The organism is Streptomyces sp. XM83C, assembly GCF_023072675.1.
Classification (GTDB): Bacteria; Actinomycetota; Actinomycetes; order Streptomycetales; family Streptomycetaceae; genus Streptomyces; species Streptomyces thermocoprophilus.
In genome coordinates, this window is the sequence record NZ_JALLGL010000094.1 from 1 (window position 1) to 20,918 (window position 20,918).

18 protein-coding genes and 1 pseudogene are annotated in these 20,918 nt (G+C 74.2%); 13 read left to right on the forward strand and 6 right to left on the reverse strand.

Going from position 1 to position 20,918, the window contains the following annotated elements; genetic code table 11:
* Window positions 1–287: 287 nt before the first annotated feature.
* Both MTQ10_RS13250 and MTQ10_RS13255 read left to right on the forward strand, forming a co-directional pair.
* Window positions 288–2,366, forward strand: a complete 2,079-nt coding sequence (locus MTQ10_RS13250) for a SpoIIE family protein phosphatase (protein ID WP_247466614.1) — start codon at window positions 288–290, stop codon at window positions 2,364–2,366.
* Between the two features lie 130 nt (window positions 2,367–2,496).
* The gene (locus MTQ10_RS13255; RefSeq protein WP_374117602.1) at window positions 2,497–3,306 is read left to right on the forward strand and encodes a hypothetical protein; all 810 of its coding nucleotides are present in this window, start codon (window positions 2,497–2,499) and stop codon (window positions 3,304–3,306) included.
* A 25-nt stretch (window positions 3,307–3,331) separates the two neighbouring features.
* Here the strand turns inward: MTQ10_RS13255 and MTQ10_RS13260 are convergent, their stop codons facing one another.
* The gene (locus tag MTQ10_RS13260) at window positions 3,332–4,201 is read right to left on the reverse strand and encodes a putative protein N(5)-glutamine methyltransferase (protein WP_247466620.1); all 870 of its coding nucleotides are present in this window, start codon (window positions 4,199–4,201) and stop codon (window positions 3,332–3,334) included.
* Between the two features lie 386 nt (window positions 4,202–4,587).
* On the opposite strand from MTQ10_RS13260, the gene MTQ10_RS13265 reads away from it, so the two are divergent.
* From MTQ10_RS13265 to MTQ10_RS13280, 4 genes are read left to right on the forward strand one after another with little or no spacing between them, the layout of a single operon-like run.
* On the forward strand, window positions 4,588–5,097 hold the full coding sequence (locus tag MTQ10_RS13265; protein ID WP_247466625.1) for an AfsR/SARP family transcriptional regulator: 510 nt from the start codon (window positions 4,588–4,590) through the stop codon (window positions 5,095–5,097).
* Window positions 5,036–8,113 carry an ATP-binding protein gene (locus MTQ10_RS13270; protein ID WP_247466644.1) on the forward strand — a complete coding sequence of 1,026 codons (3,078 nt, stop codon included), beginning with the start codon at window positions 5,036–5,038 and terminating at the stop codon, window positions 8,111–8,113. The genes MTQ10_RS13265 and MTQ10_RS13270 overlap by 62 nt, the downstream gene beginning before the upstream one ends.
* Before the next feature lie 59 nt (window positions 8,114–8,172).
* Window positions 8,173–9,654 (forward strand): FAD-binding oxidoreductase, encoded by a 1,482-nt coding sequence (locus MTQ10_RS13275; RefSeq protein WP_247466646.1) that lies wholly within the window; start codon window positions 8,173–8,175, stop codon window positions 9,652–9,654.
* A 33-nt stretch (window positions 9,655–9,687) separates the two neighbouring features.
* Window positions 9,688–10,560, forward strand: coding sequence for a lysozyme (locus MTQ10_RS13280; protein ID WP_247466649.1), 873 nt, complete (start codon window positions 9,688–9,690; stop codon window positions 10,558–10,560).
* A 36-nt stretch (window positions 10,561–10,596) separates the two neighbouring features.
* Here MTQ10_RS13280 and MTQ10_RS13285 read toward each other — a convergent pair.
* A pseudogene (locus tag MTQ10_RS13285) lies at window positions 10,597–11,313 on the reverse strand (GNAT family N-acetyltransferase).
* Window positions 11,310–12,236 carry an NADP-dependent oxidoreductase gene (locus tag MTQ10_RS13290; protein WP_247466651.1) on the reverse strand — a complete coding sequence of 309 codons (927 nt, stop codon included), beginning with the start codon at window positions 12,234–12,236 and terminating at the stop codon, window positions 11,310–11,312. Before MTQ10_RS13290 ends, MTQ10_RS13285 begins: the two are co-directional and overlap by 4 nt.
* A gap of 136 nt (window positions 12,237–12,372) precedes the next feature.
* Here MTQ10_RS13290 and MTQ10_RS13295 point away from each other — a divergent pair, with 136 nt between their 5' ends.
* The 5 genes from MTQ10_RS13295 (at window position 12,373) to MTQ10_RS13315 (ending at window position 17,408) form a co-directional block, all read left to right on the forward strand.
* Window positions 12,373–12,978, forward strand: a complete 606-nt coding sequence (locus MTQ10_RS13295) for a sulfite oxidase-like oxidoreductase (protein WP_247466654.1) — start codon at window positions 12,373–12,375, stop codon at window positions 12,976–12,978.
* A gap of 16 nt (window positions 12,979–12,994) precedes the next feature.
* On the forward strand, window positions 12,995–13,777 hold the full coding sequence (locus MTQ10_RS13300) for a ferredoxin reductase (protein ID WP_247466676.1): 783 nt from the start codon (window positions 12,995–12,997) through the stop codon (window positions 13,775–13,777).
* A 175-nt stretch (window positions 13,778–13,952) separates the two neighbouring features.
* A complete protein-coding gene (locus tag MTQ10_RS13305) occupies window positions 13,953–14,546 on the forward strand; it encodes an Rv1733c family protein (RefSeq protein ID WP_247466656.1) in 594 nt (197 codons plus the stop codon).
* A gap of 170 nt (window positions 14,547–14,716) precedes the next feature.
* Complete coding sequence (locus MTQ10_RS13310) at window positions 14,717–15,685, forward strand: acetylxylan esterase (RefSeq protein WP_247466658.1); 969 nt, start codon at window positions 14,717–14,719, stop codon at window positions 15,683–15,685.
* An 805-nt stretch (window positions 15,686–16,490) separates the two neighbouring features.
* Window positions 16,491–17,408: a GntR family transcriptional regulator gene (locus MTQ10_RS13315; RefSeq protein ID WP_247466661.1), complete on the forward strand. Its 918-nt coding sequence runs from the start codon at window positions 16,491–16,493 to the stop codon at window positions 17,406–17,408.
* On the opposite strand, the gene MTQ10_RS13320 is transcribed toward MTQ10_RS13315, so the two are convergent.
* Together MTQ10_RS13320 and MTQ10_RS13325 are read right to left on the reverse strand one after the other, a co-directional pair.
* Entirely contained in the window at window positions 17,378–17,593 is a 216-nt protein-coding gene (locus MTQ10_RS13320; protein WP_247466664.1) for a hypothetical protein, read from the reverse strand. The genes MTQ10_RS13315 and MTQ10_RS13320 overlap by 31 nt on opposite strands.
* 257 nt (window positions 17,594–17,850) lie before the next feature.
* Window positions 17,851–18,576 (reverse strand): class I SAM-dependent methyltransferase, encoded by a 726-nt coding sequence (locus tag MTQ10_RS13325; protein ID WP_247466667.1) that lies wholly within the window; start codon window positions 18,574–18,576, stop codon window positions 17,851–17,853.
* A 71-nt stretch (window positions 18,577–18,647) separates the two neighbouring features.
* Between MTQ10_RS13325 and MTQ10_RS13330 the strand changes: the two genes are divergently transcribed.
* A complete protein-coding gene (locus tag MTQ10_RS13330) occupies window positions 18,648–19,046 on the forward strand; it encodes a nuclear transport factor 2 family protein (RefSeq protein ID WP_247466670.1) in 399 nt (132 codons plus the stop codon).
* Window positions 19,047–19,140: 94 nt separating this feature from the next.
* Here the strand turns inward: MTQ10_RS13330 and MTQ10_RS13335 are convergent, their stop codons facing one another.
* On the reverse strand, window positions 19,141–19,497 hold the full coding sequence (locus tag MTQ10_RS13335) for a VOC family protein (RefSeq protein ID WP_247466671.1): 357 nt from the start codon (window positions 19,495–19,497) through the stop codon (window positions 19,141–19,143).
* A gap of 143 nt (window positions 19,498–19,640) precedes the next feature.
* On the opposite strand from MTQ10_RS13335, the gene MTQ10_RS13340 reads away from it, so the two are divergent.
* Entirely contained in the window at window positions 19,641–20,900 is a 1,260-nt protein-coding gene (locus MTQ10_RS13340) for a D-alanyl-D-alanine carboxypeptidase family protein (RefSeq protein WP_247466674.1), read from the forward strand.
* Window positions 20,901–20,918 lie beyond the last annotated feature (18 nt).

Below are 20,918 nucleotides of genomic sequence, written 5' to 3' on the forward strand. Positions count from 1 at the left end.
AAATGGTTAAAAGAGACAGGGCCTCGCCTGCGTGACTCGGCCGGGGGCAGCAGCCGTACGGTCGCGGGAGGCGGGCCACCGCGGGCGGCCGGCCGGGGCGTCGTACCGCTTCTCGTGTCGGACCTGTTCCTTCCGGTGTGCGTCGGGCGTACGTTTCCGGCCGTGTTGAGAGATGGTGGAGGTGGGTTCAGGTGGCGTAGGAGTGAGGTTGTGCGCGCCACGAGACGGGCAGTCGGCACGGGGGAAGACGTGCCGCGCGGACACGCGGAGGCGAGGCGGTGCGTGGGATGAGTGCAGCCGGGTCCCCGGCCGCCGACGACGGCGGCCCGCCGCGCGGTGCGGTGCGCCCCACCGGCCTGCTCGATGTGCTGAATGTGGCCTCCGTGGTGCTCGGCGCCGACGGGCGGGTCGTGCTGTGGAGCCCGCAGGCGGAGGAGCTGTTCGGCTGGACGGCGCAGGAGGCGCTGGGGAAGTTCGCCGCCCGGATCATGGTCCACGAGCAGCATGTGGACCTGGTCGTGAAGCTGTTCGCCGATGTGATGGAGACCGGCCAGAGCTGGGCCGGCGCGTTCCCCGTACGGCACAAGAACGGCTCGACGCGGCTGGTGGAGTTCCGCAACATGCGCCTGCTGGACGCCCGGGGCGATGTGTACGCCCTCGGTCTCGCCGCCGACGCCTCGATGCTGCACCGCGTGGAGCGTGACGTGGCGCTGTCCACCCGGCTGGTGGCGCAGTCCCCGATGGGGCTGGCCGTGCTCGACACGGACCTGCGCTATGTGTCGGTCAACGCGGCCCTGGAACGGATCAACGGGGTGCCGGCCGAGGACCATGTGGGCCGCACGGTGCGCGAGGTGCTGCCCGACATGGACGCCGAGGCGCTGGAGTCGGCCCTGCGGCAGGTTCTGGAGACCGGCCTGCCGCTCCTCGACCAGCCGGCGGTGGGCCGTACGCCCGCCGACCCGGACGAGGAGCACGCCTGGTCGGTCTCCTTGTACCGGCTGGAGGACACGGCGGGCACGGTGATCGGCGTGGCGGCCTCGGTCGCGGACATCACCGACCAGTACCGGGCGAGTGTGGAGGCCGAGGCGGCACGCCGGCGTCTCGCCCTGATCGCGGACGCCTCCACCCGGATCGGCACCACCCTTGAGCTGGAGCGCACCGCGCACGAACTGGCCGACGTCGCCGTGCCCGAGCTGGCCGACGTGGCCGCCGTCGATCTGCTGGAAGCGGTGGTGAAAGGCCGCGTCAGCACGTTCGGGCCGGCGGAGGGCGCGATGATCCGCGCGCTCGCGGTGCAGGCGGAGGCCGACCCGGAGGCGCTGGACGCGGCCGACCCGCCGGGCAGGATCGCCCGGTACGGCCCCGACCGGCTGGTCACCGAGTGCGTCCGTACGGGACGCCCCGTGATGATCGCGCACGTGCGGCCGGAGGACCTGCCGCGCATCGCGCGCTCACCGGAGGCCGCGGAGCTGCTGGCCCGGGCGGGCGTCCACTCGTATCTCGCCGTACCGCTGATCGCCCGCGGCGAGGTGCTGGGCGCCCTCGACCTGAAGCGGACGCACAACGCGCTGCCGTTCGGCCGGGACGATCTGCTGCTGGCCCGGGAGCTGGCGGCACGCGCGGCGGTGCAGATCGACAACGCCCGCTGGTACCAGAGCGCCCGCAACGCCGCCCTCACCCTTCAGCGCAGTCTGCTGCCCAGCCATCCGCCGGTCACCGGCGGCCTGGAGGTGGCCTCCCGCTATCAGCCGGCGGGCGCCACCAGCGAGGTCGGCGGCGACTGGTTCGACGTCATCCCGCTGGACGGCGGCAAGACGGCGCTGGTGGTGGGGGACGTGATGGGCAGCGGCATCGACGCCGCCGCCGCGATGGGCCGCCTGCGCACGGCCACGAACACGCTGGCCTCGCTCGACCTCGACCCGGCGGTGCTCATGGAGCACCTCGACCGGATCACCGCCGGCCTCGACGAGGCCATCGCGACCTGCGTGTACGCCGTGCACGACCCGAGGCTGGGCCGGTGCGTCATCGCCAACGCCGGTCATCTGCCACCCGCCCGGGTGCGCGCCGGGTGCCCGCCCGAGCTGCTGGAGGTGCCCTCGGGGGCGCCGCTGGGCGTGGGCGGCGTGGCGTTCTCCACGACGACCGTGGACATCGCGCCCGGCGACCAGCTGGTGTTCTACACCGACGGCCTGGTCGAGACGCGCCGGCACTCGCTCGACGAACGCCTCGACACACTGCTGACGCTGCTGGACGGTCCCGACCGGCCCCTGGAGGAGCTCTGCGATCTGCTGCTGCGCACACTGCACCACCCCGACAACCATGACGACGTGGCGCTTCTGATCGCGCGGGCCCGTGCGGTGCCGTAGGAGTCCTGGGATGCCGTACGCGTTCACAGGATGCCGTTACCGGATTCTTACCGGTGTCGTCCGACAATCGCAGCATCACCGCAGTGGCGGTTCCGGCCGCCGGACGGCGTGAGCGAGGGAGTGAGCCGTGATGCACGATCCGGAGCGGGAGAACGGGACGGGCCCGTGGGACGGGTCGCGACCCGAGGTGCTCGGCGGACCGGGAGAGGAGCGGCCCGGGCGCAGGCCCCCCGCGCAGATGTGGCGCCGCGGCTCGCGGCGCGGCCGGGCGGTGGTCGCCGCGACCACGGTGGCCGTCCTGGCGGTGGGCGGCACGGCCGCGTACGCGGCGACCTCCGACGGTTCGGGTACGCCCTCGGCGACCGCGTCCTCGTCGTCGTCCCCGGACACGGACAGGAAGCACGACCACCGGGACGGTCGGTTCGGTCGGGGCGGCCCGGGGGTGCACGGCGAGGCGACGGTGAAGGACCCGGACTCGGGCGACTGGGTGGTCAGGACCTGGCAGCGCGGCACCGTCGAGAAGGTCGACGGGGACCAGGTCACCGTCCGCAGCGACGACGACACGTCGTGGACATGGACGGTGGACGAGGACAGCGCGGTCCACCGCTTCACCGGCTCCGACCCGGATTCGGACGACGACGCGTCGGACGGCTCGGGCCCGGGGTCGCTTCAGAAGGACGACAAGGTCGTCGTGGTGGGCACCCGCACGGGCGACGACACCCGGACCGCGTCGCATGTGATCGCGGGGGACCCGGACGACCTCGAGGACCGGCTGCACCGCTTCAAGGACGACCTGAAGGACGATTTGGACCGCCTCAAGGAGGACCTGCGAGGGCGGCACGACGACGGCCCGCGCCTCCGCGGCCCGCACGGCCGGGGCGACGGCCCGTCGGACGACCGCACGCAGCCGACCCGGAGCGGAAGCGGAACGGCCACCTGAGGCCCCACGACGCACCGCGGCCGGATCACGGCGGCGGAGTCGTCGACCGTCGATCCGACAGCTTCGCCGCCTTCGCCGCCTTCGCCCCTTTCATTCCCTTCGTCCCCACGATCACGTGAGCGGAGAGTTCCTCGCTCTCGGCGGTGTCCACGGCAAGCCCCGCGCGGGCGAAAGCCTCCACCGCCGCCCGGGTCTGCCGTGCGCCGGTCTCCACCACCAGGCAGCCGCCGGGCGCGAGCCAGCCGGGCGCACCGGCGGCGACCCGACGCAGTGTCCCGAGTCCGTCGGCCCCACCGTCGAGGGCGGTCAACGGCTCGTGTTCGCGCGCCTCGGCGGGCAGCAACGCCACCTCGCCACTGGGCACGTACGGCACGTTCGCCGCGAGGATCCCGACCCTCCCCCGCAGCCGGCCCGGCAGCGCCGCGAACAGATCCCCGGCATACGCCTGTCCCCCGTACGGCGCGATATTGCGCCGGGCGCAACGCACGGCGACGGGGTCGATGTCGGCGGCATGCAGCTCGACCTCGCCGAGGGCGGCGGCCAGCGCGGCGCCGACCGCGCCGGAACCGCAGCACAGGTCGACGACGACCCGGGCGTGCGGGACACGGGCGAGCGCCTGATCGACGAGGAACTCGGTACGCCGACGCGGCACGAACACGCCGGGCTCGACATGGACGCGCAGGCCGTGGAACTCGGCCCAGCCGAGAACGTGCTCGAGCGGCAGCCCCGCCGCACGGCGTTCGACCATGACGCCGACCTCGCCGGGCGTACGGGCGGTGTCGAGAATGAGCCGCGCCTCGTCCTCGGCGAAGACACAGCCGGCGGCGCGCAGAGCGCCGACGACGCGGGCGAACTCGCCGGCGGGGACGGGTGATGCGGAGGGGACGGTGGGCATGACTGCCAGGGCCTTCCGGTGGACGGAGGGCGCTTCCTCGTCACCCGCCGCCGACGTGCCGGACGGTGGCGGACGGGGAGGAGGGCACCCGGTCGGTCACAGCGTTGATGGGTCTCACCTCCCGGATCTCCCGACGCGGGCCTTCCACGTGCGGACGGCCACCTTATCCCAGGGTCCGCCGGCCGAGGGCAGCGCGGCCTGCGCGCCGCGCTGCCCGGGTGACGGTTCGACCTCGTCGAGGACGAGGGGACGTCCTGGGGCACCACCCGATCCACCACCGCACTCGTGACAGACGTACTTGGTCGATGTCGAGGGACGCCGGCCACCGCCCGTTCTGTCACCTGTGCGCCTCCGGTGGGCGGCGGTAGCCTGCTCGTGAGGCAGTCATGACGGACCAGGTGCGGATTCGGCTCCTCGGCGGCTTCGGCGTAACGGTGGCCGGCCGGCCGGTGCCGGCTGGTGCCTGGCGGCTGCGCAAGGCCCGTACCGTGCTGAAGCTGCTCTGCCTGTCCCCTGGCCACCGGATGCATCGCGACCAGCTCTACGACGTGCTGTGGCCGGATCATGAGCGGGCGGCGGCGGCCAACAACCTGCATCAGGTGCTGCATGCCCTGCGGCGGGCGCTGAGTGCGGCCGGGGCGCCGGGTGACGCCGTGGTGCTGCTCCGCGACGAGCTGGTGCTCCTCGGCCCCGGGGGCGTCGTCCGGGTCGATCTCGACGACTTCGAGGAGGCCGCCCGGCGGGCGTTCGGCAGTCGCAAGCCCGCCGACTACCGCGCCGCGCTGGCGCTGGGCGAGGCGGAGCTGCTGCCGGAGGACCGTTACGAGGCTTTGGGTGAGCGAAGCCGCCCGGGCACTGTCCGTGCAGCGGGCGAGGCTGCGCCTCGGGCTCGGTGAGGCGCTCCGGCGGGAGGGCCGTACCGGGGAGGCCGTCGAGGTCCTGCGGCGTCTGGTCGGTGACGATCCTCTGCACGAGCCGGCTTGCCGGGCGCTGATGCGGGCCCTGGCCGCGGCCGGGCAGCGCAGGGAGGCCCTTTCCGTCTACGAGGCTCTGCGCGGCGCGCTGCGCGGACAGGGCGGTTTCGATCCCGATCCCGCCACGCGCCGCCTGTACCGGGAGCTGCTGGCCGGGTCTGTCGACCCGGAGCAGCCGCGCCCCGCTGCCGCGCCGGAAGTCCCGGGGCGGAAAGGCCGCGCCGGGAAGGCGCCGTCCCGGGGGCGGCTGCCGATACCCGCCACGCCGCTCATCGGGCGGGAGCGGGAGACGACCGAGGTGGAGCAGATGCTCGGGCGCAGCGGTCTGCTCACCCTCACCGGTGCCGGGGGCTGCGGCAAGACCCGGCTCGCCCTGGCCGTCGCCGCCCGCCGGGCCGCCGACTGGCGGGACGGGGCGTACTTCGTGGACCTCGCCGGTCTGGCGGAGGCGGATCTCGTTGCCGCCGCGGTCGCGAGCGCGCTGGACCTGCAGCTCGCTCCGCGCGGCGCAAGCCGGGACGCGCTGATCGCCCAGCTCGGAGAGCGGGAGATGCTGCTCGTCCTGGACAACTGCGAGCACCTCATCGACGCGTGCGCGGCCCTCGCCTCCCGGATCATCGCGCACTGCCCCGGCGTGCTCGTCCTCGCCACCAGCCGTGAAGCGCTGCGGTCGTACGGGGAGCGGACCTTCCGTGTGCCGTCGCTGAGCCTGCCCGACCCGCACCGGCTGCCCTCCGTGGACGAGCTGGGCCGTTACGCCTCCGTACGGCTGTTCGTGGAACGGGCCGCGGACGCGGCACCGGGGTTCCGGCTCACCGCCGAGAACGCCGCCGCCGTCGCACAGATCTGCTACCGGCTCGACGGGATGCCCCTCGCGCTGGAACTGGCCGCCGCGCGGGTACGCGTCCTCGCCCCGCAACAGATCGCCGAACGCCTGGACGACGCGCTGTCCCTGCTCGGCCGGGGCAGCCGACGCGGCGTCACCCGCCAGGAGACGCTGCTGGGCACCCTGGAGTGGAGCCACCGCCTCCTCGACGACGACGAGCGTCGGCTGCTGCGCCGGCTCGCCGCGTTCGCGGGCAGCTTCTCGCTGGCCGCGGCCGAGGAAGTGTGCGGGGAGGCGGCGGGAGCCGCCCTTGCCACGCCCCCGGGTGCCTGGCCCGCCGCCGGACCGCACGACTCGGCGCGGTCGGAGCCGCGTGGACCTGCCGTGCTCGATCTTCTGGGCCGGCTGGTCGACAAGTCCCTGGTGTGGGTGGAGCATCACCGGGACGAGGTCCGCTACCGGCTGCTGGAGACGATCCGCCAGTTCGCCATGGACCGGCTGCGTGCCGCCGGGGAGTCGGCCGGGACGGAGGCACGGCACCGGCACTTCTACCTCGCGCTCGCCCTCGCCCAGGACCAGGAACCGCCCACCGGCGTGTCCGGGGCGGCCTCCTCGGTGTTGGCGGCCGACTACGGCAACCTGCGCGCCGCCCTGCGGTCGCTGCTGCGGCACGAGCCGGACCGGGCGCTGCGGCTGGCGGTGGCTCTGCGGTCGTTCTGGCCCGAGCGCGGTCGTCTCGCCGAGGGGCGGCACTGGCTGGACGCCGCCCTGGCCGCGGCCCCCGACCCCACACCGGAGCGCGCCCGGGCGCTGATGGCGCGCGCCGTGCTGGCGATACGGCTGGGCGACGGTTCGGAGCTGGAGGACATCGCCGAGCGGATCATCCGCATCCACCGGCAACGGGGGCAGCCGGATGCCGCCACGGCCGCGTTCGCCCGCTGTCAGCAGGCGGCCCTGCTGTGGATGCGCGGCGTCGGGGACCGTGCGAGGGCCGCCCTCGACCTGGCCGGTTCCCTGGCCCGGCATGCCGAGGACCCTCTTGCGCTCGCGATCACCGCGCATCTGGAGGGTGTGTGGGCGCTGTGCCGGGGCGAGTACGCGGTGGCCCGCGCGGCCTGCCGTCGGTGTCTGCGGCTGCTGGAGGAGGTGCCGGTCGACAGCCCGCCGTTCTTTCCCGTCTTCACCCCGGGGTACGCGCTGCGGGAGGACGCGGCGGGCGCGGTGTCGATCTTCTTCGAGGAGACGGTGCTGGCGGGCCGTGCCGTCGGCAGGACCCGGGCACAGGGCTACGCGCTGGCCAACCTCGCGTGGGCGCTGCGCGAAGACGACCTCGGCCCGACCACCGGCGACCGCCGCCCGACCGCCGGTGACGGCGGGCCACCGACCACCGACGGCGGGCCTCCGGCCACCGGCGGCGCGGACACCGTGTCCGCCGCCGAAGCCCTCACCCTTGCCACCGCCACCGGCGGCAGCCTCACCGGCGCCGTCCCCGACGAGGACGCCGCTGTCACCGCCGCCGAGGAGAGCCTCGGCCGCTTCCGCGCCCTGGACGACCCCCACGGTGCGTCCCTCGCGCTCAATCTCCTCGGCAACATCCACCGCGACCGCGGCGACCACGACCGCGCACGCGGCTTCCTGGAAGCGGCCCTGTCGCTCAGGCGGCAGCTCGGTGACCGCCGGGAGGAGGGCATGTCCCTCGGTTGTCTGGGCCTGCTGCGGCTCGCGGGCGGTGATCTCGACAGGGCGCAGGACACGATCACCCGGGTCCGGGCCGGGTTCGAGGACACCGGTGACATACCCGGCATCGTCAACAGCCTGCTGCACCTCGCGCTCGTCGCCCGCGCCCGCGGTCAGGCCGTACAGGCACGCGAGCTGCTGGTGCGGGCCCAGCAGCTCGAGCATGTCCCCGGCTCACCGCCCGCCGCAGGCTGGGTCGCGCTGATGCTCGCCCGCTCGCTGTCCGAGGCCGGCGACACGGACGCGGCGGGCAAGGCGGCGGCTCACGCCGAGGATCTGTTCGTACGCCTCGGTGACGTGCGTGGGCGGGCGGCGCTGCGCCGTGCGCTGCCGTCGGCGGCAAAGAACGCAAATCTGCTGCTGAGTGAGTGCTAAGTGCCCGCCCCTAGTGTCCTCGAGCGTCGGGGCACACTCACACACCACGGGAGCCGATCATGTCGATCGACACGGCAAAGGGAATCCTCGGGGACGCCACCGTCGCCGAGCTGCAATCAGCGCTGCGCGGCACCGTCGTCCGGCCCGGCGACCCGGAGTACGACCAGGCACGCGCCGTCTGGAACGGCGCCCACGACAAGCATCCCGCTCTCGTCGTGCGCTGCGCCGGGACCGCCGACGTGCTGCGGGCGGTCGAGTTCGCCCGCAGCCAGGACCTGCTCGTCGCCGTGCGCGGCGGCGCGCACAGCATCGCCGGTTTCTCCACGTGCGACGACGGCATCGTCATCGACCTGTCCGGTATGAGGGCGGCCCACGTCCGGCCCCGGGAGCGGCGCGTGACCGCCCAGGCCGGCACGACCTGGGGGGATCTCGACCATGAGACGCAGGCGTTCGGTCTGGCCACCACGGGCGGGCTGGTCTCCACCACCGGTATCGGCGGGTTCACGCTGGGCGGCGGTGTGGGCTGGCTGCTGCGCCGGCACGGCCTCGCCTGCGACAACCTCACCGCGGCCGACGTCGTCACCGCCGACGGCCGCCTCGTCCACGCCGACGCCGAGGAGCACGCCGACCTGTTCTGGGCGCTGCGCGGCGGCGGCGGCAACTTCGGTGTGGTCACCTCTCTGGAGTACGAGCTGCACCCGGTGGGACCGCAGGTGCTGTCCGGTCTGATCGTCTATCCGCTGGAGCAGGCGCGGCAGGTGGTCACCGGCTGGCGTGACGCCGTGGCGGACGCGCCGGACGATCTCACCACCCTGATCAATCTGACGACCGCGCCGCCGGTGCCGTTCCTGCCGGAGGAGGTCCACGGCACGCGGGTGGTGGTCGTCGCCGGGATGTACGCGGGTGAGGCGGCCGACGGCGAGAAGGCTGTCGCGCCGCTGCGGGCGCTGGGCACGCCCATCGCCGACCTCATGCAGCCCATGCCGTACACCGCGATGCAGCAGCTGCTCGACCCGCTGTGGACGGCCGGCGCCCACAACTACTTCACCTCCACCTTCGTCGAGCCGACCGACGGCGTCTTCGACACGGCCCTGGAGCTGCACACGACGACACCGACGCCGTTCAGCGAGATCCATCTGCACCAGCTCGGGGGCGCCTTCGGCCGGATGCCCGCCGACGCGACGGCGTTCAGCCAGCGCTCGCCCGGCCTCCTGGTGAACGTCATCGCCCGCTCCCCCGACAGCGCCGACTTCGACGCCCACGTCGCCTGGGCCCGTGGGGCCCGCGACACGATCGCGGCCCATGGGCAGGGGACGACGTACGTGAACTTCACCGGGGAGACCTCGCCCGGCACGGTGCGGGCCTCCTATCCGGGGGACGTCCATGAACGGCTGGTCCGGGTGAAGGACGCCTACGATCCCACGAACCTGTTCCGGCTCAACCAGAACAGGGGCCGGGGACGCCGGGCGGCCTTGATCGACAGAGACCCACCTGCACCCACATGGCCCAACCGGGACGTGTGGGTGCACTGTTGGGCGTAGTCCGGCGTGCGGTGACGGGCGGGCGCGGGTCGGATGGACTCCGTGCGATCTTCCATACGTTTCGGCCTTCGAGGCCGTCGAGCATCCGGCCCCCGTGGCCCTCGTCCGGCCGTCACCACCGCGCTGACCGGCCTGCTGCTGACCCTGACCGTCCCGGCGGCGCATCCCGTGCCGGACCCCGTGACACCCGAGCGAGGCAGTGCCTTCATGGGCATGGGCGTGCGCGCGCACGACGGCGTCTCGGGCACCGACGACGACCGCTTCCCCTCCGCCCGCGCCACGCAGATCGAGGGCGTGGACGTGGCGAGCTATCAGCGTGACGTGGACTGGGCGACCCTGTGGAACAGCGGCACCCGGTGGGCGTACGCCAAAGCCACCGAGGGGACCTACTACACCAACCCCTACTTCGCCCAGCAGTACAACGGCTCCTACACCACGGGCATGATCCGGGGCGCCTACCACTTCGCGACTCCCGACACCACCAGCGGCGCCACCCAGGCCGACTACTTCGTGGACCGTGGCGGCGGCTGGTCCGGCGACGGCAGGACGCTGCCCGGTGCGCTCGACATCGAGTGGAACCCGTACGGCGACGCCTGCTACGGCAAGTCGCAGAGCGGCATGGTCAGCTGGATCCGCGACTTCCTCGACCGCTACAAGGCCCGTACGGGGCGTGCCGCGGTCATCTACACGGCGACGTCGTGGTGGACCCAGTGCACGGGCAACTACTCCGGCTTCGGCGCGAGCAATCCGCTGTGGATCGCGCGGTACGCCTCGACACCGGGGACGCTGCCCGCGGGCTGGGCCACGCACACGATGTGGCAGTACACATCCACCGGTGCGACGGTCGGCGACCACGACCGGTTCAACGGCACGCAGGCCCAGTTGAGCAAGCTCGCGACGGGCTGACCGGGCCTCCTGCGCGGGGACGGCGGCGCCCGGGGCTCAGGACACCGCCGTCACCCGGCTCTCCCGCACCCGCTCGGGCGCCCTGGCCGTCAGGAACACCGTCCTGCGGCGCAGGCGGAACCCGAGGGAGTCGTACAGGCGAATGGCGTTGTGGTTGCCGGCGGCGGTGTGCAGGAAGGGGGTCTCGCCGCGTTCCCGGATGCCGTGGGCGACGGCGAGGACCAGCCGCGTGGCGAGGCCCTGGCCGCGTACGGACGGGTCGGTGCAGACGGCGCTGATCTCGGTCCAGCCGGGCGGATGCAGCCGCTCCCCCGCCATGGCGACGAGCCGGCCCTCGCGCCGGATGCCGAGTTAGGTGCCGAGTTCGACGGTGCGCGGCAGGAACGGGCCGGGTCGGGTGCGGGCCACCAGTTCGGTCATCTCGGGGACGTCGGCGGGGCCGAGGCGTACCGCCTCGGGGTCGGGGGCGGCGGCGAGGCCGTCGTCGACGAACTGCACGCCCTCGATCCGCTCGGTGATCTCCCAGTCGTCCGGGACCGGGCCCCGGTGGCCGGGCAGAGGCACCTCGCTGCCGAGGCCGGCGAGTGCCGCAAGGTCGGCCCAGTCGCCGGCGTCCGGTTCGTCGGGCAGCGCCGTCCAGGGCGACACGTCGACGGGGTAGCGCAGGACGCGTCCGCGGCGTTCGGCGAAGCGGGCGTGCGGGCCGGTCAGCGAGGCCAGGGCGGGGTTGTCCAGGACGTGCCGTCCGCTCATGCGGCGACCTCGATGACGATCTTGCCGCGGGCGTGGCCGTCCTCGACGTGGCGCAGTGCCTCACCGGCCCGCTCCAGCGGGTAGGTGCGGGTGACGTGCGGGTCCAGGTCGCCGCTGACGACGAGGTCGGCGACGGCCCGCAGCACGGCGGCCGTGCGCAGCCGTGCGACGCGTGCCCCGCCGAGGCGTGCGGCCTCCTCCGGGGGCGCTGCGGCCGTGATCAGTTTCGTACGGTCGGCCACGAGCTGTGCCGCCTCGGGGAACACCTCACCGCCGACCAGGTCGTAGAGGCCGGCCACGCCGTCCGGGGCGGCCTCGCGCACCCGTTCGGTCCAGCCGGGGCCGGATGCCACATGGGTGGCGCCGAAGGTCTCCACGAGGTCCTTCTTGGCCTCGCTCGCCACGCCGACGGTCCGCAGGCCGAAGGCGCGGGCGATCTGCACGGCCGCGACACCGACGCCGCCGCCGGCGCCCACGACGACGAGGGTGGCCCCGGAGGGCAGGTCGAGCTGGCGCACCCCGTCGTAGGCGGTGGCCGCGGCGACGGGCAGCGTCGCGGCGTCCGTGAAGGACAGCGCGGCGGGCTTGTGCGCGGCCAGCCGGTCCGAGAGGACGGCGTACTCGGCGTAGCCGCCGGTCAGGGCGTTGCCGAAGACCTCGTCGCCCACGGCGAACCCGGTCACGCCCTCGCCGGTCTCCACGACGACGCCCGCGACCTCGCTGCCCAGGACGGACGGGAAGTCGCGCTCACCGGTCTCACCGGGGCGGCGCAGTCCTCCGCGGATCTTCCAGTCGACGGGGTTGACGCCGGCCGCGCGCACCGCGACGAGCAGCCGGCCGGGTCCGGGGCGCGGCCGGTCCAGTTCGACGAGCGCCTCGGTGTCGGGACCGCCGTACCGGGTGAAGGCGTACGCCTTGGGCATGTGCTTCCTCCCTCTCCTTCGCTGTCACCGGCGGCAAGCCGAAGGAGGCGGGGCGTATTCCCGGACCGCGGTGATGTTCATACGGCCGCAACGATCGGCGTCAGGGGCACCCCCCGGCACCCTTTACGGTTGAACAATGAACGTCACCCGAGGATTCACCGGACGGCCTCGCGTCCGGAACCCCGGCCTGCCGCCCGGCCAGTACGACGCGGGCGACGACTGGCCCGTGCTGTCCGCCGAGGTCACCCCGGACATCGCGCCGCAGGAGTGGACCTTCCGGATCGAGGGGCTGGTGGAGCGGCCCCGCTCCTGGGGCTGGGCCGAGGCGCACGCGCTGCCCGCGTCCGCGTACGAGGGCGCGATCCACTGCGTCACGAGCTGGTCGAAGTTCGGGGTGCGGTTCTCGGGCGTGTCCCTGGACGCGTTCCTCGACGAGGCGGGCCCGCTGCCGTCGGCCACGCACGCCGTCGCCTGGTCCCACACCGGCTACACCACGAACCTGCCGCTGGCGGACCTGACCGGCGGGCGGGCGTGGATCGCGTTCGAGTACGACGGCCGTCCGCTGCCCGCCGAGCACGGCGGCCCGGCGCGGCTGATCGTGCCGCACCTGTACTTCTGGAAGAGCGCCAAGTGGATCGCGGGCCTGCGCCTCCTCGACCACGACGAGCCGGGCTTCTGGGAACGCAACGGCTACCACGCGCGCGGCAACCCCTGGGAGGAGCAGCGGTACTCCGGTGACTGAGACCGTGACGCACGACATGACGACAGCGACGACGGCACAGACCTCGGCCGCGGCCTTCACGCCCCCCACGCGTTTCGCCGTGCCCGGCAGGATCGCCGTGGACGAGCCGGCGGCGTCCGTGTGGCAGACGGCGACCCTGACGGAGATCCGCCGCGAGACGCCCCGAGCGGCCACGTTCCGGTTCTCGGTGCCGGGCTGGCCCGGTCATCTGCCCGGGCAGCATCTGGCGCTGCGGCTGACCGCGGCCGACGGGTACACCGCGCAGCGCCACTACTCGATCGCGTCGGCGCCGGACGACAGCGGGCACATCGAGCTGACGCTGGACCATGTCGAGGACGGTGAGGTGTCGGGCTGGTTCCACACCGTGGCCCGTCCCGGCGACACCGTGGAGGTGCGCGGCCCGGTGAGCGGCTTCTTCGCCTGGCCGGGCGACCGGCCGGCCCTGCTGCTGGGCGCCGGGTCCGGGGTCGTGCCGCTGATGTCGATGGTGCGGCACCACCGGGCGCGAAGCCTGGACGTGCCGCTGCGGCTGCTGGTGTCCGCGCGCAGCCCGGAGCAGCTGATCTACGCGCGGGAGTACGGCGCCGAGACGACGCCCGTGTTCACGCGCGCCGCACCCGACGGGGTGCCGGTGGGGCGGCTGTCGGCCGCACACGTGGCGCCGGTGGTCGCGGACGCGCCGGAGGGCGGCTGGGAGGCGTACGTGTGCGGCTCCAACGCCTTCGCCGAGCACGCCGCCCGGCTCCTGGTCGAGGCCGGTCAGCCGGTGGACCGCATCCGCATCGAGCGGTACGGCTGAGGCGGGCGGCGACCGCGGCCGGTGCGGGCCTTCGCACGCGGCGCCCCTGTCGTCGTGCGCCGCGTCCCGGCGCCCCCGCGACGGCCCCCGCTTGTGGCGGGGCCCGGAACGGGTGTGTCCTGGACGGGTACCTGGTCCATGTGGGCACTCGACGCGTGACGACGAGGAGGTCGACATGCGAACGCGGGTGCGAGGCTGGCGCTGGCGGAAGAACCCGTTGCGGCGCCGGTCGGACGTCGTGGAGGCCTGGACGGCACTGCTCGTCGCCGTCCTGCTGGGCCTCGGCGCGCCCACGGCCGGGGCCGCCACCGCCTGGTGGGCCCATGACGAGGCGCGGGCCGTCGCGGCGCGGGAGCGCGCGGACCGGCATTCCGTGCGGGCCGTGGTGGTCACGCGGACGAAGGACGACGTGAGCGCGTACGCGGGCGGCACCCGGCGGACGTTCCCGGTGACCGTGCGCTGGACCGAGGGCGGCGGGCCTGCGCACACGGCGCGGGCCCGGGTGCCCGCCGGGACACAGGTCGGTGACACGGTCGACGTGTGGTTCGACGAGCACGGCCGGATCGTGCCGCCGCCGTACGGCGGGACGCGTGTCTGGCAGCACACGCTGACCATGGGCCTGTGCGGCGCGGGAGGCACGGTCGCGGTGGTGCTGCTGGGGCACACCGTGGTGCGCCGGGTGGCGATGCGGCGCCGGATGGCCGAATGGGACCGCGACTGGGCGCTCACCGAGCCTTTGTGGACGCGGCGCAGCAGGGGCGAGATCTGAGCGTGCCGGCGACCAATGTGGGTGCCGGTCCGGGCGGCGATCGACTGAAAGCGCTCTCTGCCGGGAAGCTCAGGATGCTTCCACGGTGCGGACGGGGCCTGGAAAGCGCTCCCAGGCACGACGTACAGTCGTGATCGTTTCGCTGGTCCTCTCCTCCGAAGGCGGTCTCCATGGCCCTGTTCGACCTTCCGCTCGACGAACTCCGCGAGTACCGGAGCGATTCCGTCGCCCCGGAGGATTTCGACGCGTTCTGGTCCAAGACGCTCCAGGAGGCCCGCGAGCACGATCTGGACGCCCGTTTCGAACCGGTCGACGCCGGGCTGACCACGGTCAGCGTGTACGACGTGACCTTCGCCGGGTTCGGCGGCCACCCGGTGAAGGGCTGGCTGCTGCTGCCCGCCGGGGCCGAGGAACCGCTGCCGCTGATCGTGGAGTTCGTCGGCTACGGCGGCGGGCGCGGTCTGCCGCACGAGCATCTGCTGTGGGCGTCCTCCGGCCGGGCGCACTTCGTGATGGACACGCGGGGCCAGGGCAGCGTCTGGGGCGGCGGCGGGGCCACCGCGGACCCGTACGGCGCGGGACCGGCGTTCCCGGGCTTCATGACGCGGGGCATCGACGCTCCCGAGAACTACTACTACCGCCGGGTCTTCACCGACGCCGTCCGGGCGGTCGAGGCGGCCCGCTCGCATCCGCTGACCGACGCCTCGCGCACCGTGGCCGTCGGCTCCAGCCAGGGCGGCGGCATCACCCTGGCCGTCGGCGGCCTCGTACCGGATCTGGCGGCCGTCGCCCCTGACGTGCCGTTCCTGTGCGACTTCCCGCGTGCGACCACCCTGACCGACCGGCACCCGTACCGGGAGATCGGCCTCTACCTCAAGACGCACCGCGGGCGGACCGAGGACGCGCTGCGCACGCTGTCGTACTTCGACGGCGTGCACTTCGCGGCGCGCGGGCGGGCCCCGTCCCTGTTCTCCGTCGCCCTGGAGGACCAGACCTGCCCGCCGTCGACCGTCTTCGCCGCCTACAACGCATGGGCGCACGAGGACAAGACGATCGAGGTGTACGACTTCAACGACCACGAGGGCGGCGGCCCCCACCACGAGGCGGCCAAGCTGCGCTGGGTCGGCGCCCACCTCTGAGGAGCCGCGCCGGAACCGGGCCGTTCCGGCGCGGAGCGGCGCTGATGAGCGCGGAGGCGGCGTGCTCCGGACGGCGACGCGCTCCGGCTGATCGCTGCCGCTCGTACGACACCGCCGGCCGCTCAGGCGCCGCCGCTCGCACCACGCCGTCGGCCGTCCCGCGCGCCCGCTCGTACGGTGCCGTCGGGCACGCAGACGCTGCCGCTCGTACGACGCCGCCGGCCGCTCAGGCGCTGCCGCTCGCACGTCGCCGCTCGCACCACGCCGTCGGCGGTCCCGCGCCCCCCGCTCGTACGGTGCCGTCGGGCACGCAGACGCTGCCGCTCGTACGACGCCGCCGGCCGCTCAGGCGCTGCCGCTCGCACGCCGCCGTCGGTCATCCGGTCCCCCGCTCGTACGACACCGCTGCCTCCGCCTCGCGCGTTTCGGCCACGTCCGGCGCGGGCGGCCCCTCGGGGCACGCCCCGCGTCCAGTGGTGAACCGGCCGCCCCTGGGTGCGTCCCCGGGGGCCGCCTGCCCTCCTCCCCTCACCCCGGCCCCACCGCGCACATGCCCGCTTTCCCGTTCCCGGTGCGGGCGTATCGGCCGATGGGAAAGGAACCGCGGGGCTTGCGGTCCGCGGGCCTGTTCGTGGGCGAAGCCGCTCGTGCGGGGCGTGCCGGCGGGCCCGGAAGTGACCGAGTGGGCGGTCCGATTTCAGCCGAATAAGGGGGCCGCCCTTCCCTAGTGGTTTAGACCAATGCTAGATGTGGTGGCGCACCGAACCCGCACGAATACGGCACGTAACCAACAGGAGGCGCGGCCATGGCCCGCACCACCCCGCTCGACCGTCCGGACGCCGGCGAACGGCACCCGCACGCCCCCGACCGTCCGCACGCTCCCGGCCCGCACCCGCTGGGCCGGGCGCTCACCTCGCGGTCACCCGGCCCGGGGCGGGTCCGGGAGCCGGCGTTCCTCGCCGCCGACGACGCCCTCGACATCGGCCGTCCCGAGGGCGCCCCCGGCGATCCGACGCACGCCGGCCGGCCGCTGTACTGGCGCGTGGCGACACGGCTGCTCGGCGAGCTGCGGGAGGAGACCATCCCGCCGGGCGAACGGCTGCCGGGTGAGCGGCAGTTGGCCGAGCATTTCGGCGTCAGCCGGGAGACCGTGCGGCAGGCGCTGGAGGTGCTGCGGCGCCGTGGACTGGTCACCACGGACCGGCGCGGCAGCCATGCCACGCTGTCCGGGCCGCCGGTGGAGCACCCGGCGCTGACCTTCCCGGTCGGCTCGGACGGCGCGGACCCCGACGGTCCGGCCCGGGCGACGGTGACCTGGGAGACCCCGCCTCCGGAGCACGCACGGGCGCTGGGGCTGGCCCCGCACCGGCGGACGCTGGTGCACCGGTACGAGGCCACCGCCGCCGACGGGCGGGGCCGGCGCACGGCGGTCACGTCGTTCTCCGCGGTGGCCCTGTCGGAGGTGGAGGAGCTGACCCGCTACCGGTATCGCGCCGACGGGACGGCGTCGGCGCAGTTGTGGCGGGTCTACGACTGGATGCGCAGGGCCGGTCTGACCCTGCATCACCGCGATTCGATCGCCCCGCTCGACGACACCCTGTCGATGCGGGTGACACGCCGGGTCCACGACCAGTACGACCGCCCGCTGGAGATCACCGACCTGGTGGTGGACGCCGGGCAGGACGTCCTCGTCTACGAGTTCACACTGCCCGCCGCCGGCTGAGACTCCCCCGGGGCGACGGCGAGTTCGTCGCGCCGGCGGGCGGAGAGCCGCTCCCGGGGGACGCGTACCGCCGCGTCCGGCGCCTGCCGCAGGACGAAGGCCCGCAGCACCTGGGCCGCGCCTTCCCGGGCGATCCAGGCGCTGAGGTCTTCGGCCCCGACGGGACTCCCCGCGTCGCCCGCCATGTGCCGCCGCCCGGGTCTCGGCGGCGACGGTACGCAGCCGCAGGTCCAGTGGGTCGCCGATGCGCAGGCCGACGGTCCGCGCACCGCCGACGGTCGGCCTGGGCGTCGGCGATCTCCGGGCAGGTGTCGACGCGGGTCCCGGCGGCGAGCCGTCCGCCCGTCAGCGCCTGTGCAGCTCCAGGCCGGTTCGCCGGCCGGCCGACCGCGCGGGCGCCCCGGTCGCTCAGACCACCCGTCAGCGCCCGTGCGCCCCGGGGTCACTCGGGCCGTCGCGCGACGACCATGCGTGCCCGGGGGCCGCCGTCGCGGCGCCGGCCGAGCTCCGGCAGCGGCTGCAACGCCACCCGGAATCCGGCGCGTTGCAGTTCGCGTGTCACATCGCGCAGGCGGAACGCGCGGTAGTACATGACGAACGGCGGGCGCCACAGCGCGTTGCGCACCCGCATCACGGCGTCGAAGCCGAGCAGCATCCAGTGGGCGGGCTCGGTCGGGCGGGGCGGGGCGAGCACCGGGAACGCGAACCGTCCGCCGGGCCGCAGCACACGATGGACCTGGGCGAACAGGCCGGGCAGTTCGTGGGGCAGGAAGTGCCCGAACGCGCCGAAGCTCACCACCAGGTCGAAGGCGGCCGTGAACGGCAGCGCCCGGGCGTCCGCGCGCACCCACGCGACGCGCGGCCCGGCGGCCGGGGTGCGGGTGCGGGCGACGGACAGCATGCCGGCGCTGAAGTCGACGCCCGTGGCGCTGTCCCGGCACACCCGGGCGAGCGTCTCCAGGCCGGCGCCCGTGCCGCAGCACAGGTCGAGTCCGTCGTCGTACGGGCCGGTCTCCTTCAGGGCGGCGGCGACGGCGTCCAGGACGGAGTCGGGGGTGCGGAACGGCGTGTGGTCGAACTTCGGGGCGAGCAGGTCGTAGCCGCGCTCGACGGACGACAGCGCCTGCACCGTGAGTTCACGCAGGGTGGGACCTTCTGGACCGAACATCCCTGGACACGCTACCAGCGGGTCACTAGTCTCGTCCGCACCTACTCAATTAATTGACTATGGAGGTGGGCATGCGCGCGTTCCGCGAGGCGGTGGAAGCGGGTGATCTCGACGGGGTCGAGGCGCTCCTGGCCGACGACGTCGTGTTCATCAGCCCGGTCGCCTTCAAGCCGTACCGGGGCAAGGCCATCACGGCCGCGATCCTGCGCGGTGTGAGCCGTGTCTTCGAGGATTTCCGGTACGAGCGTGAGCTCACCGGCGCGGAGGGCCGCGACCACGGACTCGTGTTCACGGCACGAGTGGACGGGCGTGAGCTGACCGGGTGCGACTTCATGCGGGTCGGCGAGAGCGGGCTGATCGCCGAACTGATGGTGATGGTGCGGCCGTTGTCGGCGGCGCAGGCACTGGCGGCGGCCATGGGCGCCCAGTTCGACCGGATCGCCGAGGAGGCCGCTCGGGCCGCGTCCTGAGGGGTGCCGCGGGATGGCGCGGGCCACGGGACACGGCCGGACCGGCGCCGAGGATCACCGCGGGTGCCGCCGGGTTGCGCGGGCCACGGGGCCGTCAGCGACGCGTCAGGCATAAGGGGTGGCCCGCCGGGTCGAGCAGCACGCGGAAGCGGGCGGCGTCCGGCTGGGGCTCCGGCCTGGCGGCTCCCAGCGCGAGCAGCCGCTCCTCGACCTCGTCGAGGTCGGGGACGGCGAAGTCGAGGTGCATCTGCTGCGGCACGCCCTGTCCGGGCCACTGCGGGGCACGGTGGTCCTCGACCCGCTGGAAGCCGAGGACCGGACCGTCCTCACCCCCCAGTGCGGCGAACGCGCTGCCGGAGGCGGGATGCGGCGCCCAGCCGGTGGCCCGCCGGTGGAACTCCGCCAGCCGGACGGGATCGGGGCAGTCCAGTGTGATCGCGGTCAGTCTCATCTGCGGGTGCACGGCACCTCCGGCGCGTGGCACGGTCGGGAACCGGCGGGGGGCAGGCGCCGGCGTGCGGCATCCGGGTGCTCGCGCGGGGCGTTCGGCCCAGCCGGGTGGCGGACGGGGCGTCAGTTCCTAGGTTGATTCATATGATCCACGGATTTTCCTCCCGGACGCTTCTGTCGGTGTGCGCTCTGTCCGTCGCGGGCGTCCTCGCGCTCCCGCCCGCAGCCTCGGCCGCCGGGGGCACGGCGTCCGGGGGTGTGGCGGGCGCGGGCCCGGTCGCGGCGGGCGGGGCGGAGCCCACGCCGGGCGGGCCCCGTGCGGCCCTGCCCGAGGCGTCGCTGCTGTACCGGCCCGGCGTCCAGGTACGGCTGCGCGCCGGGGCTCCGCGCGTTCCCTCCGTCTCCGCCCTGTCGTGGGTCGTGGCCGACGCCGACAGCGGGGACGTCCTCGCCGCGTACGCCGCACACCGCAAGCTGCCGCCGGCCAGCACCCTGAAGACGTTGTTCGCGCTGACCGTGCTGCCCTCGCTGCCCGCCGGCCAGGAGCACACCGTCCGCCCGGAGGAACTGGAGGGCATCGGCCCCGGCAGCAGCCTCGTCGGGGTCGCCGAGGGGCACACGTACCGGATCGCGGACCTGTGGCGCGGCGTCTTCCTCAACTCCGGCAACGACGCCGTGCACGTCCTCGCCTCGCTCGACGGCGGCTGGGAGGCCACCGCGGAGCGGATGCAGGCCACGGCCCGTGCCCTCGGCGCACACGACACCCACGTACGCTCCCCCGACGGGTACGACACGCCGGGCCAGGTGTCGTCGGCCTTCGACCTCGCTGTGTTCGGCCGGGCCGGTCTGCACAACGCGGACTTCGCACGCTACTGCCGGACCGTCGAGGCGCAGTTCCCGGGCGGCGGCGGATGGACGTACGGCATCCAGAACACCAACCGGCTGCTGACGGGCGCCGACGGCGTCGAACCGTACCCGGGGCTGATCGGGATCAAGAACGGCTACACGACGAACGCCGGCAACACGCTGATCGCCGCCGCACACCGCGGCGGGCGCACCCTGGTCGTGACCGTGATGAACCCTCAGGAGGGCGGCGCCTTCGCCGTGTACGAGGAGGCACGGGCCCTGTTGGACTGGGGGTTCGCCGCAGCCGGGCGCGTCGACCCGGTGGGCTCCCTGGACGCGCTGCGCTCCCGCCCGCAGCCCGGCCCCGCGGCCACTCCGACACCCACACCCACGCCGACGGCGGTCTCCGCCGCCGACGCCGTGGCGGTCGCCCACACGGATGAACCGGACGGCTCCGGCTGGGGCTCCGCGGCGGCCTTCACCGCAGCGGCGTGCCTCGGCGCCGGGGGCCTGCTCCTCGCCCGCCGCCGCAAGGGCGGACGCGGGGACACGCCGTGACCCTGGGCCGGCGGGGGC